The organism is Stenotrophomonas maltophilia group sp. LNF247 (genome assembly GCF_054083135.1).
Genome location: NZ_JBSRQL010000001.1, coordinates 372,455 through 386,637, shown reverse-complemented (window position 1 = coordinate 386,637; position 14,183 = coordinate 372,455). Strand labels below are relative to the sequence as shown.

Here is a 14,183-nt window from a genome sequence, read left to right as displayed (position 1 = left end):
CCGGACCCCATGCGCTTACGCCAGCTGGCGGTCCACCGCCTCGATCATCGCCTTGCGGCCGAACAGGAAGTCCCAGTAGCTGCCGCCCAGCTGCCGCCACAGCACCGCCGAGCGCACCGCTGCCAGCAGCAGGGCGCGGATCTCGGCCACCACGCCAGCCTGGCCCAGGTAGTGCGGGTTGCCCTGCACCATCACCCGCGGCTTGAGGTGGCTGATGGTGTCCGCGTACAGGCTGCCCAGGCTGGCCAGCACATCCGGGTGGCCGCTGTCGCCCAGCTCGGCGGCCTGGCGCTGGGCGCGCTCGATGCCCGAGGCGACCTTGTTCACCGTGGCGCCATCCTGAACGAAGCGGCGCTCCAGCTGCAGCACCGACAGGGCCAGCTTGGGCAGGATCGGATCCTGGCCCTGGTTGCGGAAGTAGTTGTGCAGCAGGCGCAGCCCGGCCTTCAGTGCATGGCGGTCTCCGAACACCGCCTGCGGCGAGGACGCATCCACGCGGAACACGCTGTCCACGGCGGTGCGCACGGCGGCGGCGTCGGAATGGCCGGTATCGGCGATGCGGCGGACCTGCTGCAGGGCCTGGGCAATGCCGGCCAGGGCCAGGACGCGGTCGTCGACAGTGAAACTCATGCAGCGGATACCTCAAAAGGGGAAGGGGTGGTGCGCAGGCGCTGTTCCAGCGGCGCATCGGTGGCGGCGATCACCGCGCCACCCAGGCACACATCACCGTCATACAGCACCAGCGATTGACCGGGGGTAACGGCACGCTGCGGGCGCGCGAAGGTGACCAGCACGCTGCCATCGTCCAGCACCTGGACCGTACACGGCTCGTCAGGTTGGCGGTAGCGGGTCTGGGCGGTGCATTCGAAGCGCCGTGCCGGCGGCGAGCCGGCGATCCAGTGCGCGGTTTCCGAACGCAGCCGGTTGGAAAGCATCCACTTGCTGTCGCGGTCCTGGTCGACGTACAGCACGTTGCTGGCCACATCCTTGCCGACCACGTACCACGGTGCGGCCGGGCGGCCGCGTACGCCGCCGATGTTCAGGCCCTCGCGCTGACCCAGCGTGAAATAGAACACGCCCGGGTGTTCGGCGATCACGGTGCCATCGGCCGGGTCCACGATCTGCCCAGGCTTGGCCGGCAGGTAGCGACCGAGGAAGTCGCGGAAGTCGCGCTCGCCGATGAAGCAGATGCCGGTGGAATCCTTCTTGGCGTGGGTCGGCAGGCCGACGTCGCGCGCAATCCGGCGCAGGTCGGTCTTTTCCAGGTCGCCGATCGGGAACAGGGTCGCTGCCAGCTGCGCCTGGCCCAGCTGGTGCAGGAAGTAGCTCTGGTCCTTGGAGCGGTCGGCGCCACGCAGCAGCAGCCATTGGCCACCGCGCTGGGCTACGCGCGCGTAATGGCCGGTGGCGATGCGCTCGGCGCCCAGCTCGCGGGCGGCATCCAGGAAATGCTTGAACTTCACCTCGCGGTTGCACAGCACGTCCGGGTTCGGCGTGCGGCCAGCGGCGTACTCGGCCAGGAAGTGCTCGAACACACCCTGCCAGTACTCGCTGGAGAAGTCCCGGAAGTGGAACGGGATACCGAGCAGGCCGCATACGGCGACCGCATCGCGGCGGTCATCCTCAGCGCGGCAGTCACCGCTGCCGTCGTCGGCCCAGTTCTGCATGAACAGGCCTGCCACGGCCTCGCCCTGCTGTACCAGGCGCCAGGCCGCGACGGAAGAGTCTACGCCACCGGAGACGCCCACCATCACGCGCGGCGTGCTCATGCGACCTCCCGGACCAGCGAAAGCGGATGGCGCTGGCCACCCAGGTAATCAGCCACCACCTGCCAGACCAGCGGGCTGCGCTGGCGCTCGCCGGCGGCCTGCAGCTCGGCCGGGGTCAGCCACAGCGCGCGGTCGATGCCGGTGTCCAGCGGCTGCGCCGGGTCGTGCGAGAGCGGGCGCGCTGCGTAGCAGAAGCGCAGGAACGCGGTGCCGTCGCTGGCAGTCCACTGGTAGCAGCCGATGAAATGGGTCAGCTGCACCGTCCAGCCGGTTTCCTCGCGGGTCTCGCGCAGGGCTGCCTCGGCCAGGCTTTCGCCCGGCTCGAGGTGGCCGGCAGGCTGGTTCAGCACCTGGCGGCCGTCGATGGTCTCTTCAACCAGCAGCACGCGGCCGCCGTCGACCACCACCGTGGCGACGGTGGCGTGCGGTGCCCAGCGCGGGTCCGGCGTGGCGTTCAACTCAGAACTCGTCCTTCTTGGTCAGCTCCAGCTCCATCGCGTCGGCGGTGCGGATGGCCGCATCGATGGCGTCGCTGAGCTGGTCCGGGGTGGCATCGGCATCGATCTTCACCACGAACATGGCGGTGGTGTCCTGCTTGACCCAGCCGCCCATCTTGGCGTCCTGCGAATCTTCCAGCAGGCGGTTGGCCACGGCCACCGGGAACTGCTTGGTCTTGGCGTTGTACGCCGGCGACCAGATCTCGCGGATGTTGTGGCTGCCGAAATCTTCCACCGCCGAGCGCACGTAGACCATCTGGGTGCGGTCACCCTCGACGTCGAAGACCATGCGGTAGTCTCCGTCCTCGTCGACTTCATAGGTATAGCCCAGCTTGTCCAGGTGGCGGCCCACGGACTTGTCGGCGGTGGTTGCGGCGGTGGCGGCGCCGGCAGGAGCCAGGGCGATCAACAGGGCGGTAAGAAGGGTCCTTTTCATGAAGATCCTGTGAAACAGTGTTGAGAGAGGATGCAATTGTGACGGCGGCCGTGCGTGCCGTCCAATCTGCGGCGGGCCGACGCAGGCTTCTCCGAGCCTCTATAATGGACGGATGCCCCATGAGTCCTCCCCCGATTCCCAGCACGAGCACGGCGTTGCCGTAGAACCTGCGCGCCCGGAAGTGGCGCCGCCGCCGTTCTACCAGGTGATGCTGCTCAATGACGACTACACCCCGATGGATTTCGTGGTGGACGTGCTCCAGCAGTTCTTCAACATGGACCTGGACAAGGCCACGCAGGTGATGCTGCACGTCCATACCCGCGGCCGTGGCGTGTGCGGGGTGTTCACCCGCGAAGTGGCCGAGACCAAGGTGGCCCAGGTCAACGAGTATTCGCGGATGAACCAGCATCCGCTGCTGTGCACGATGGAGAAGGCCTGACCGGCCTTTTGTAGAGCCGAGCCCATGCTCGGCTGCTGTTCGTGCAGGTATCCAGATCGCTGGCAGAGCAGCCGAGCGCAGGCTCGGCTCTACAGCCGGATCACGCTTCCGCCAGCGCCTGCAACGCCATCCTCGCGACCGATTCGTCCACAACCGCTGGGTCGCCATCATCGCGGAACCACACCGCCGACAGCCCTGCGCTGGCAGCAACCCAACGCAGCAGGCGGGTGCGCTCGAGGCCGGCCAGCGCGGTCACCTGTTCTACGCGCGCGGCAAACCGCTCGGGCCGGGTGGCCACATGGATGCCCGGGCCGCAGAGATCCGGGTTGCTGAACAGCGTCGTGTAATCGAACGCGCGATCGCCCAGCAGCCGCTTCGGGTCGATCGCCAGCCAGCCGCGCGCGCCGAAGTCGAGCACGTTGTCGTGGTGCAGGTCGCCGTGCAGCGGCCGGATCTCCTGTTCGTCACGCAGCACCCCCTCCGCCAGTGATCTGCACTGTTCCAGCAGTGGCGGCAGCGCAGCCCTTGGCTGCAGCAGGTCGGCGAACCATCTACGCAGGCAGACCAGTTCCGCTGGCGGCGCGCTCCGTGGCCCGTGCAGCCGCTGCAGGACCTGGCACAGGACCGTGGTGCAGGCGTCATCGTCGCCCGCGATCGAGCGTTGCCGCAGCGAATCGCCTTCGGCGCGCTCGATCAGGATCGCCGGCCCCTCGTGGGCCAGCAAGCGGGCAGCGCCATCACCTTCCCACCAGCGCAGCAGGCGGTGGCTGTTCTGCTCCTCCGCTTCGCTGCTGATCTTCAGCATCGCCGGCGCGCCGGCAGCGGTCAGCACCGGCCAAAGCCGGGCGTGGGGCGTGCAGATGGCCGGGCCATCACGCCGCAATCGCCAGCGGCTCAGGTAGGGTTCGCTCATGCCGGTTGAGGTCTTCTGGAGTGAATGAAGATCAAGCGTTCTGCAGTGCTAACGCCATCTGAACGCAGCAATCCGCTAGGGTGATGGAAATCGCGTAGTCAGGCCGCATATTGTTCCCATCTGCCGCCGGAGTAATCCATGTTCAGCAAAGACCTCGAACACACCATCGGCCAGTGCTACAAGCGCGCCCGTGAGGCCCGGCATGAGTTCATGACGGTCGAACACCTGCTGTTGGCACTGCTCGACAACCCGTCCGCCCAGGCCGTACTGAAGGCCTGCGGTGCCGACGCCGAACGCCTGCGCCAGGAGCTGGAGCAGGCCATCGAGGCCTCGGTGTCCCGCCTGGCCGAAGATGACGGCCGTGACACCCAGCCGACCCTGGGCTTCCAGCGGGTGCTGCAGCGGGCCGTGTACCACGTGCAGTCCTCGGGCAAGAAGGAGGTCACCGGCGCCAACGTGCTGGTCGCCATCTTCGGCGAAAAGGACTCCCACGCTGTCTACTACCTCAACCAGCAGGATGTCACCCGGCTGGATGTGGTCAATTACCTGTCCCACGGCATCGCCAAGCTGGGCGAGGAAGGCGAGCAGCCGTCCTCTTCCTCCGAGGGTGAGGGCCGCATGGAAGGCGGGGATGGCGAGCCGAAGGGCGATGCCCTGACCGAATTCGCCAGCAACCTCAACGAACAGGCCCGGTCCGGCCGCATCGATCCGCTGGTCGGTCGTGGCGATGAGATCGAGCGCACCATCCAGGTCCTGTGCCGGCGCCGCAAGAACAATCCGCTGTACGTGGGCGAGGCTGGCGTGGGCAAGACCGCCATCGCCGAGGGCCTGGCCCGCCGCATCGTCGAGGGCTCGGTGCCCGACGTGCTGGCCGACGCGGTGATCTACTCGCTCGACCTGGGCGCGCTGGTGGCCGGCACCAAGTACCGCGGCGACTTCGAGAAGCGGCTGAAGGGTGTGTTGACCGCGCTGAAGAAGGTGCCCAACGCCGTGCTGTTCATCGACGAGATCCACACCATCATCGGCGCCGGCTCGGCGTCGGGTGGCACCATGGATGCGTCCAACCTGATCAAGCCGGCGCTGGCCTCCGGCGAGCTGCGCTGCATCGGCTCGACCACCTTCCAGGAATATCGCGGCATCTTCGAGAAGGACCGGGCGCTGGCCCGCCGCTTCCAGAAGATTGATATCGTAGAGCCGACCGTGGGCGAGGCCTACGAGATCCTGCAGGGCCTGAAGTCCAAATACGAGCTGCACCACAGCGTGACCTATTCGGACGAAGCGCTGCAGGCGGCGGTGGACCTGTCGGTGAAGCACATCGGCGACCGCCTGCTGCCGGACAAGGCCATCGACGTGATCGACGAGGCCGGTGCCCGCCAGCGCCTGCTGCCGGAAGGCCAGCGCAAGGAGCTGATCGACGTCGAGGAGGTCGAGGCGATCGTGGCCAAGATGGCGCGGATCCCGGCCAAGCAGGTCAGTGCCACCGACAAGGATGTGCTGCAGCACCTGGAGCGCAACCTGAAGATGGTGATCTTCGGCCAGGACCCGGCCATCGAGACGCTGTCCTCGGCGATCAAGCTGGCCCGTTCGGGCCTGGGCAACCCGGAAAAGCCGATCGGCAACTTCCTGTTCGCCGGGCCGACCGGTGTCGGCAAGACCGAAGTGACCAAGCAGCTGGCGTTGCAGCTGGGCATCGAGCTGGTCCGCTTCGACATGTCCGAGTACATGGAGCCGCATTCGATCAGCCGCCTGATCGGCGCGCCTCCGGGCTACGTCGGTTTCGACCAGGGCGGCCTGCTGACCGAGAAGATCGTAAAAACGCCGCATTGCGTGCTGCTGCTGGATGAGATCGAGAAGGCGCATCCGGACATCTTCAACATCCTGTTGCAGGTGATGGACCGCGGTGTGCTGACCGATACCAACGGTCGCGAAGCGAACTTCAAGAACGTGGTGCTGGTGATGACCACCAATGCCGGCGCCGCGCAGGCCTCGCGGCGGTCGATCGGCTTCACCAAGCAGGACCATGCCACCGACGCGATGGAGACCATCCGCCGCAGCTTCACCCCGGAATTCCGCAACCGTCTTGACGCGGTGGTGCAGTTCCAGGCGCTGGGCTTCGAGCACATCCTGCGCGTGGTCGACAAGTTCCTGATCGAGCTGGAGATGCTGCTGCAGGACAAGCACGTCAGCCTGTCGGCCACCCCGACCGCGCGCGACTGGCTGGCCCATCATGGTTTCGACCCGCTGATGGGTGCCCGTCCGATGGCCCGCGTGATCCAGGACAAGATCAAGCGTCCGCTGGCCGACGAGCTGCTGTTCGGCAAGCTGGTCAACGGCGGCAAGGTCAGCATCGACGTGCGCGACGACGAGCTGGTGGTCGAGACCCAGGCCGAGCCGGAGCGGCTGCTGCCGGTCACGGTGGAGTGAGCTGAAGACTTGGCGTGAAAGACTGGGAATGACAAGGGCGGCTTCGGCCGCCCTTGTTGTTTCCAGTGGGCCTGTCGTCTGCGGCCTTGCTTGAACGGAATGCAGGTGCCAATGCTGTCTTCTGGTCGCGATGGGGTGCTGCCCTGTTTGTATCGCGTAACGATACAGGATACAGTAATGATCATCGGTTCTCGTCACAAGGGCCTTGAGCGGTTCTACCGTTCCGGCAGCAGTAGTGGAATCCGCCACAGTCATGCCAGCAAGGTGTTGATGATCCTGACGATCCTGGATGTGGCTTCGGGTCCTGAGGATCTGGCCATGCCCGGACTGCGCCTGCATAAGCTCCGGGGCGGCCTGAAAGGACATTGGTCTGTATGGGTCAACGGAAACTGGCGGATTACCTTCCGTTTCACCGGCAGCGACGTGGAGCTGCTGGATTACCTGGACTATCACTGAGGTCGCGCATGATTCATCACCATCCGCATCCGGGGCAGACGATCAAGGCAATGGTCTTTGATCCAATGGATCTGTCTGTGACCGAGGCGGCCGAGCGCCTGGCAATGTCACGGGTGGCCCTTTCGCGGGTCCTGAACGGCAAGGCGGGCATCAGTCCCGACCTGGCTATCCGCCTGGAGATGGCGGGAGTGAGTACCGCGGTTTTCTGGATGGGGCTGCAATCCAGCTACGATCTTTGGTTGGCGCGGCAGCGCGCGCAACCGAGAGTGTTGTCGCTGGTTGCCGCGACGCGTTGACGTATCTCGCGACAAGGGCGGCTTCGGCCGCCCTTGTCCTCTCCGGGGTCAGCGGCTGCGGCGGCGCGCTTCGCGCTTGAACCGCCCGGCATCGATCGGCTCGATGCGCGCAACCTCGCAGCTGCCGCGACCGGTGTCCAGAGCGCTTCGGCCCTCGCTGCACAGCTGGTCAGCCTCCTTGCCGTCGGTCTTGAAGCCGAGGCGGGTGGCCAGCACGGCAGAAGGGCAGCTGTTGCGGAAATGCACCACATAGTGGTCTTCACCGGCGCGAAGCAGGACGTTCCTGTCAGCGCCGGCGCGAACGATCTGCTGTTCGCCGGTCAGTGGTACGCATTGCGCCGGCGGGGTGCCAGCGGCATGGGCGGGCGGCGCCAGGGTGATGGCAGACAAAGCCAGGGGGACCAGCAGGGAAGACAGGTTCATGGCGGGGCAGGGGCGGCGATCCGGACTGGATCGGATTCCAGGTTGCCGCAGCCGCTGCAAATGCGAATCTGCCGCAAGCAAGGCTGACCGACGTCACGGTGAGATCGGTCACGATGACCTTTGGCGCGTCAGGCGGCGATTGAGCGGAATCCTTGCTGGCGCCCTTGGTCGCCGCCATCCTCGATGACGAATGCGACTGCCTCATGTGGAATATGCAGGCGCTGCTTGAGTGTGCTGCCCATGTGTGGGACCTCGCGCTGCACGGCCAGATACAGTGGGTGGGATGCGTCCATGCTGGTACAGACCAGGCAGGGCTGGCCGAACCAGGTGCCGTCCGGCCCCTTGCTGGCGTAGCAGCGGCTGGTGACGGACTGCGGGTCCAGGACGATCAGGTAGGTCATGCGCGCAGCGCCCTCTGTGAAGAACGCGTTGAGTCTAGAGTTCCGGCGCGATGCTGGATTTCAGACAAGGACGAAAATCGAACGGCCCCGGAGACTTTGACTTTATTCCGTGCACGACAAAGGGCCGGAAGCGAGGCCGGCCCTGTCGGAGTGGCGCAATGCGCCGACCGCTTACTTCATGCGGTAGGTGATACGGCCCTTGGTCAGGTCGTACGGGGTCATTTCAACCTTGACCCGGTCACCGGTGAGGATGCGGATGTAGTTCTTGCGCATGCGGCCGGAGATGTGGGCGATGATTTCGTGCCCATTTTCCAGACGAACGCGGAAAGTGGTGTTCGGCAGCGTCTCGCTGACGGTGCCCTCGAACTCGATGGAATCGTCTTTCGACATGTAGTCCTGTGCGGTTCAGAAAACGGCCACGCTGGGCCTAAGGCGCGGTATTTTACGCGTGATGGGCCCGGCTTGCAAAGTTTGTGTTAACCCCCGGCCAAACGCCGTGCTGGCAAGCGTCCGACCGCCTGGGTCCAGGGGCCTTCACGGCCGTCACGGTGTACGGCCTGACGGACGTGCTCCAGAAAGTCCGCGCGCGGCAGGTGCTCGGCGCCCATCCGCAGCAGGTGCGGGTTCTCCACCTGGGCATCGATCAGTTCCCAGCCCCAGTCACGCAGGGTGGATGCGAGGGCGGCCAGGGCGATCTTGGAGCCGCCGCTGGCGCCACTGAACATGCTTTCGCCGAAAAACATCGATCCGATCGCCACCCCATAGATGCCGCCGACCAGCGTCTGCCGGTCCCAGACCTCGAAGGAATGGGCAAAGCCGAGGTCGTGCAGCTGGCCATAAGCCTCGACCATCGCCGGGCTGATCCACGTACCGTCCTGGCCCGGTCGCGGTGCTGCGGCGCAGGCACGCATCACACGACTGAAAGCGGTGTCGGCGGTGATCTCCCACGTGCTGCCGCGCAACTGGCGGCGGAAGCGGCTGGACAGGTGCACGCCCTCGGTACGGAACACCATGCGCGGGTCTGGCGACCACCACAGGATTGGCTCGCCCTCGCTGAACCAAGGAAAGATACCGCCGGCGTAGGCATTGAGCAGGCGCACCGGATGCAGGTCGCCGCCCACCGCGAGCAGGCCGTCGGGCTGGTGCAGGGCGGTCTCGGCTGGAGGGAAGGGCGCGTCCGGCGCATCGGCCAGGCGCCAGGGCAGCTGGCGGGTCATGCCGTCATTGTATTCGCCGTGGTGATGCGACTGGGATGCGCACGCGCTGCCGGTGCCAATCTTGGTTGGCACACCTTTCCGGGTGCCTCATCCGGCCCGATTCTACGGCTCTACGCGGAACGGACCATGCCCCTGCAATTCCTGCTGGTACCGCCGCACACTCTGCCGCTCCTGCCGGCACCAGTCCTGCAGTGCTTCTGCGAACTCCGGATCGGCCACCCAGTGTCGGCTGCGCACCAGTGTCGGCAGGAATCCCCGCGCCAGCTTGTGCTCGCCCTGAGCGCCGGGCTCGAAACGGCTCAGGCCTTCGCGCAGGCAGTACTCGATGCCCTGGTAGTAACAGGCCTCGAAATGCAGGCCGGGCAGGGTAGCGCCACCCCAGTAGCGGCCGTACAGCGTGTCGCCACCGCGCAGGCACAGCGCGCCGGCAATCGGCTCGCCGTCCTGTTCGGCCAGGAACAGCACCAGCCCGCGTCCCAATGAAATGGCCAGATGGCGCAGGAAGGCCTCGGTCAGTGCCGGGGCGTTGCCGTACTCGAGGAAGGTCTGCAGGTAGAAGCGGTACATCGCCTGCAGGTCGGCACGGTTGGCTTCATCGCCGTGTACCACGCGGAAGCTGATGCCCTGGCGGGTGACCTTGGCCCGTTCCTGGCGGATGTTCTTCCGATGCTTGTGGTTCATCGCACCGAGGAACTGCTCGAATGTCGCCCAGTCACCCGGGTTCTGCCACTGGAACTGCACGTCCTCGCGCAGCAGCCAGTCATCGCCGAACAGGGCCTCGTCCACTGCGGTGTGGAAGTTGATATGGGCCGAGGATACCTCCAGCGCGGGCAGGGCCTCGCGCAATGCCGAAAGCAGGGCGGCGCGCCCTGAATCGTGACGTGCCAACAACCGCGGGCCAGTGACCGGCGAGTAAGGTACTGCGCCCAGCCACTTCGGATAGTAGTCGCGGCCATGCCGCGCATACGCGTTGGCCCAGGCATGGTCGAACACGAACTCGCCGTGCGAATTGGTCTTCAGGTAGCCCGGAATGGCGCCGACCAGGGTGTTGCCTTCCCAGAGCGTGAAGTGCCGGGCCTGCCAGCCCCAGTCCTCGCGCAGGCAACCGTGCTGTTCAAGCCCGGAAAGGAAGGCATGGGTGACGAAGGGGTTGCGGCCGTCGTGCAGGGCATCCCAGTCGGTCGCGGCAATGGACTGCAGGGAGTCGAGGAAGCGGGGGGAAGGCATGGGGGAAGGATAGGGCAGATGAAACAGAAAGGCCGACGCACTGGCGTCGGCCTATCATCCGGAGTCGGGTGTGGCGCGACCCTGCAGGAGCGGGTCAGCCTCTCAGCTGGCCTTGCCCTGGGCGTCCAGGTAGCGCTCGGCGTCCAAGGCGGCCATGCAGCCGAAGCCGGCCGAAGTGATCGCCTGGCGGTAGTGCTGGTCGGCCACGTCGCCGGCAGCAAATACGCCTTCCACCGAGGTCTGGGTGGCGTTGCCGCCCAGGCCCGAGCGGATCTCCAGGTAGCCGTTGTTCATCGCCAGCTGGCCGTCGAACAGCTGGGTATTCGGATGGTGGCCGATGGCCACGAAGAAGCCGTGGGCGTCGATGTCACGGGTACTGCCGTCCAGCGTCGACTTCACGCGCACGCCGGTCACGCCGGCGTCGTTGCCCAGCACTTCCTCCACCTGGTGGTGCCAGACGGTCTCGATCTTGCCGGCAGCAACCTTGGCAAACAGCTTGTCCTGCATGATCTTTTCCGCCTTCAGGGTGTCGCGGCGGTGGACCAGATAGACCTTGCGGGCGATGTTGGACAGGTAAAGGGCCTCTTCCACGGCGGTGTTGCCACCGCCGACCACGACCACGTCCTGGTCGCGGTAGAAGAAGCCGTCACAGGTGGCGCAGGCGGACACACCGCGGCCCTTGAAGGTCTCTTCGGTCGGGATGCCCAGGTATTTGGCGGTCGCGCCGGTGGCGATGATCAGCGCATCGCAGGTGTACTCGTGGCTGTCGCCGATCAGCTTGAACGGGCGCTGCGACAGGTCGGCGGTGTGGATGTGGTCGAAGATGACCTCGGTCTCGAAGCGCTCGGCGTGCGCCTGCATGCGCGCCATCAGGTCCGGGCCCATCAGGCCGTGGGCGTCACCCGGCCAGTTGTCCACCTCGGTGGTGGTCATCAGCTGGCCACCCTGCTGCAGGCCGGTGATGACGACCGGCTTCAGGTTGGCACGGGCGGCGTAGACGGCGGCGGTCCAACCGGCCGGTCCGGAACCGAGGATGACGAGGCGCTGGTGGCGGGAGGGCAGGCTGGTGCTCATGTAGACTCGCGAAAAGGTAGATGGGACAAGGCGCTGGCGATGTTTGCGCAGCATCCGTGGCTGGTCATAGAGTGGCGGCTGGGGCAGGGCGATTCAAGCCGATGAACGGAACGCCGTCATCCAGCAGTGGTTTCGGCCCTCGGATTGCCCTGTCGGACGTCGCATAACTGAAAACTGACGCCGTCTCATTTATTATCAATCACTAACAGCGCATTCCAAAGGTATGGTCTAAGGTGGCGAAGCAGGTCCCCGAACGCTCCAAGTCCGACGACAGCAAGGCGTCACGTCGCACGGCCGCGGCGGCGACGACCGACAATCCACGCCGCCAGCGCCTCTGGCGCGACCTGGGCCTGATCGCCATCGCGCCGGCCCTGCTGTATCTGGCGGCCAGTCTTTTCACCTATTCAGCGACTGATCCGGGCTGGTCGCACACCGGCAGCGTGGTTGCGCCGGTGCACAACCTGGGCGGCCGCGCCGGCGCCTGGATCGCCGACGTGCTGCTGCAGCTGTTCGGCTACATCGCCTTCCTGCTGCCGGTGGTGCTCGGCGCGCTGGCATGGATCGCCATGTTCGGCCTCAAGCGCGAGAGCAAGGGCGAGAACGACCTGGATCCGGCACTGCGCCTGGTCGGTCTGGTCGGTTTCCTGATCGCCGGCACCGGCTTCCTGCATGTGCGCCTGTTCAGTGGCGATGTCGCCAGTGCCGGCGGCATCCTCGGCAAGCTGGTCGGCAATTCGCTCACGGTGGGCTTCGGCGCGTTGGGGGCGAACCTGTTCGTGCTGGTGCTGCTGCTGGCCTCGATCACCCTGGCCACCGGGCTGTCCTGGTTCACGGTGATGGAGAAGATCGGCCGCGGCGTGATGTCGCTGGCGCCGTTGCTGGAACGCAAGAAGGAAGAAGTCACCGAGTGGAAGCAGACCCGGGTGATGCGCGAGGAACGCCAGGAAGTACGCAAGGCCGACGCCGAGGTGCGCGCCAAGCGCGAGCCGGTGAAGATCGAGCCGCGTCCGGAGCCGGTGATCGAGAAGAGTGATCGGGCCAAGCGCGATACCCAGATTCCGATGTTCCGCGGCGTCAACGGCGATGGTTCCGACCTGCCGCCGCTGGCGCTGCTGGATGATCCCAAGCCGCAGCCGAAGGGCTACGACGAAGAAACACTGGAAACCCTGTCGCGGCAGATCGAGTTCAAGCTGAAGGACTTCCGCATCGATGCGCAGGTGGTCGGCGCCAATCCCGGCCCGGTCATCACCCGCTTCGAGATCGAGCCAGCACCGGGTATCAAGGTCAGCCAGATCAGTTCGCTGGACAAGGACATCGCGCGTGGCCTGTCGGTGAAGTCGGTGCGCGTGGTCGATGTCATTCCGGGCAAGTCGGTGATCGGCCTGGAAATCCCCAATGTCACCCGCGAGATGATCTTCCTGTCCGAACTGCTGCGCTCGAAGGAATATGACAAGTCGGCCAGTGTGCTGACCCTGGCGCTGGGCAAGGATATCGCCGGTCGCCCGACCGTGGCCGACCTGGCACGCATGCCGCATCTGCTGGTGGCCGGTACCACCGGTTCGGGCAAGTCGGTGGCGGTCAACGCGATGGTGCTGAGCCTGTTGTTCAAGGCCTCGCCGAAAGACCTGCGGATGCTGATGATCGACCCGAAGATGCTCGAACTGAGCGTCTACCAGGGCATCCCGCACCTGCTGGCGCCGGTGGTCACCGACATGAAGGAGGCCGCCAACGGCTTGCGCTGGTGCGTGGCCGAGATGGAGCGCCGCTACAAGCTGATGAGCGCGGTGGGCGTGCGCAACCTGGCTGGCTTCAACAAGAAGGTGAAGGAAGCCCAGGACGCGGGCCAGCCGCTGATGGATCCGCTGTTCAAGCCGAACCCGGAGCTCGGCGAGGCACCGCGTCCGCTGGAAACGCTGCCGTTCATCGTCATCTTCATCGACGAATTCGCCGACATGATGATGATCGTCGGCAAGAAGGTGGAAGAGCTGATCGCGCGCCTGGCGCAGAAGGCGCGTGCGGCCGGCATCCACCTGATCCTGGCCACGCAGCGCCCGTCGGTGGACGTGATCACCGGCCTGATCAAGGCCAACATCCCGACCCGTATCGCCTTCCAGGTCAGCTCCAAGATCGACTCGCGCACCATCCTCGACCAGTCCGGCGCGGAAACCCTTCTCGGCCATGGCGACATGCTGTACCTGCCGCCGGGCACCGCGCTGCCCGAGCGTGTGCACGGTGCGTTCGTGTCCGACGATGAAGTGCACCGCGTGGTCGAGCACCTCAAGGCGATGGGCCCGGCCGACTATGTCGACGGGGTGCTGGACGAGGTGCAGACGATGGGCGACGGCGTGGTCGTCGGTGCCACCGGCCTGCCCGAGACCAGTGCAGCCGGCGACGAGTCCGACCCGCTGTATGACGAAGCGCTGCGGGTGGTCACCGAGACCCGCCGCGCCTCGATTTCCGGCGTGCAGCGCCGGCTGAAGATCGGCTACAACCGTGCAGCGCGACTGATCGAGGCCATGGAAGCGGCCGGCGTGGTCAGCCCGCCCGAGCACAACGGCGACCGCACGGTGCTGGCACCGCCGCCGCCGAAGTAAGACCCGACGTATCCCCC

Annotated in this window: 16 protein-coding genes; 5 read left to right on the top strand and 11 right to left on the bottom strand. The window is 66.0% G+C overall.

All coding sequences use genetic code 11. The features are described 5' to 3' along the window. Window positions 1–15 precede the first annotated feature (15 nt). From hflD to ACTXG9_RS01810, 4 genes are read right to left on the bottom strand one after another with little or no spacing between them, the layout of a single operon-like run. Window positions 16–630, bottom strand: a complete 615-nt coding sequence (gene hflD / locus ACTXG9_RS01825; protein ID WP_021201771.1) for a high frequency lysogenization protein HflD — start codon at window positions 628–630, stop codon at window positions 16–18. After that, window positions 627–1,769, bottom strand: a complete 1,143-nt coding sequence (mnmA, locus tag ACTXG9_RS01820; RefSeq protein WP_021201772.1) for a tRNA 2-thiouridine(34) synthase MnmA — start codon at window positions 1,767–1,769, stop codon at window positions 627–629. Before mnmA ends, hflD begins: the two co-directional genes overlap by 4 nt. Further along, on the bottom strand, window positions 1,766–2,227 hold the full coding sequence (locus ACTXG9_RS01815) for an NUDIX hydrolase (protein ID WP_021201773.1): 462 nt from the start codon (window positions 2,225–2,227) through the stop codon (window positions 1,766–1,768). The genes mnmA and ACTXG9_RS01815 overlap by 4 nt, the downstream gene beginning before the upstream one ends. Window position 2,228: 1 nt before the next feature. Further along, entirely contained in the window at window positions 2,229–2,702 is a 474-nt protein-coding gene (locus ACTXG9_RS01810; protein ID WP_021201774.1) for a hypothetical protein, read from the bottom strand. Window positions 2,703–2,814: 112 nt separating this feature from the next. Between ACTXG9_RS01810 and clpS the strand changes: the two genes are divergently transcribed. Next, window positions 2,815–3,141, top strand: a complete 327-nt coding sequence (clpS, locus tag ACTXG9_RS01805; RefSeq protein ID WP_019659637.1) for an ATP-dependent Clp protease adapter ClpS — start codon at window positions 2,815–2,817, stop codon at window positions 3,139–3,141. A gap of 100 nt (window positions 3,142–3,241) precedes the next feature. On the opposite strand, the gene ACTXG9_RS01800 is transcribed toward clpS, so the two are convergent. Further along, window positions 3,242–4,054 carry an APH(6) family putative aminoglycoside O-phosphotransferase gene (locus ACTXG9_RS01800; RefSeq protein ID WP_456115635.1) on the bottom strand — a complete coding sequence of 271 codons (813 nt, stop codon included), beginning with the start codon at window positions 4,052–4,054 and terminating at the stop codon, window positions 3,242–3,244. Window positions 4,055–4,192: 138 nt separating this feature from the next. Between ACTXG9_RS01800 and clpA the strand changes: the two genes are divergently transcribed. The 3 genes from clpA (at window position 4,193) to ACTXG9_RS01785 (ending at window position 7,230) form a co-directional block, all read left to right on the top strand. After that, a complete protein-coding gene (gene clpA / locus ACTXG9_RS01795) occupies window positions 4,193–6,478 on the top strand; it encodes an ATP-dependent Clp protease ATP-binding subunit ClpA (RefSeq protein ID WP_456115634.1) in 2,286 nt (761 codons plus the stop codon). A gap of 177 nt (window positions 6,479–6,655) precedes the next feature. Then, window positions 6,656–6,934 carry a type II toxin-antitoxin system RelE/ParE family toxin gene (locus tag ACTXG9_RS01790; RefSeq protein ID WP_197575713.1) on the top strand — a complete coding sequence of 93 codons (279 nt, stop codon included), beginning with the start codon at window positions 6,656–6,658 and terminating at the stop codon, window positions 6,932–6,934. An 8-nt stretch (window positions 6,935–6,942) separates the two neighbouring features. Then, window positions 6,943–7,230 carry a HigA family addiction module antitoxin gene (locus ACTXG9_RS01785; protein ID WP_019659640.1) on the top strand — a complete coding sequence of 96 codons (288 nt, stop codon included), beginning with the start codon at window positions 6,943–6,945 and terminating at the stop codon, window positions 7,228–7,230. Between the two features lie 48 nt (window positions 7,231–7,278). Here the strand turns inward: ACTXG9_RS01785 and ACTXG9_RS01780 are convergent, their stop codons facing one another. The 6 genes from ACTXG9_RS01780 to trxB all read right to left on the bottom strand — a co-directional run bounded on the left by ACTXG9_RS01780 (window position 7,279) and on the right by trxB (window position 11,572). Continuing rightward, window positions 7,279–7,653, bottom strand: a complete 375-nt coding sequence (locus ACTXG9_RS01780) for a hypothetical protein (protein ID WP_111104376.1) — start codon at window positions 7,651–7,653, stop codon at window positions 7,279–7,281. Between the two features lie 128 nt (window positions 7,654–7,781). Beyond that, entirely contained in the window at window positions 7,782–8,054 is a 273-nt protein-coding gene (locus ACTXG9_RS01775; RefSeq protein WP_019659642.1) for a hypothetical protein, read from the bottom strand. 171 nt (window positions 8,055–8,225) lie between these two features. Then, window positions 8,226–8,444, bottom strand: coding sequence for a translation initiation factor IF-1 (infA, locus tag ACTXG9_RS01770; RefSeq protein ID WP_005409596.1), 219 nt, complete (start codon window positions 8,442–8,444; stop codon window positions 8,226–8,228). An 86-nt stretch (window positions 8,445–8,530) separates the two neighbouring features. Continuing rightward, window positions 8,531–9,271, bottom strand: a complete 741-nt coding sequence (gene aat, locus ACTXG9_RS01765; RefSeq protein WP_134731970.1) for a leucyl/phenylalanyl-tRNA--protein transferase — start codon at window positions 9,269–9,271, stop codon at window positions 8,531–8,533. A gap of 102 nt (window positions 9,272–9,373) precedes the next feature. Then, window positions 9,374–10,498 (bottom strand): GNAT family N-acetyltransferase, encoded by a 1,125-nt coding sequence (locus ACTXG9_RS01760; protein WP_111104378.1) that lies wholly within the window; start codon window positions 10,496–10,498, stop codon window positions 9,374–9,376. Between the two features lie 102 nt (window positions 10,499–10,600). Next, a complete protein-coding gene (gene trxB, locus ACTXG9_RS01755; protein WP_019659647.1) occupies window positions 10,601–11,572 on the bottom strand; it encodes a thioredoxin-disulfide reductase in 972 nt (323 codons plus the stop codon). Window positions 11,573–11,805: 233 nt separating this feature from the next. Between trxB and ACTXG9_RS01750 the strand changes: the two genes are divergently transcribed. Further along, window positions 11,806–14,166, top strand: coding sequence for a DNA translocase FtsK (locus ACTXG9_RS01750; protein WP_019659648.1), 2,361 nt, complete (start codon window positions 11,806–11,808; stop codon window positions 14,164–14,166). The last annotated feature ends 17 nt before the right edge of the window (window positions 14,167–14,183 follow it).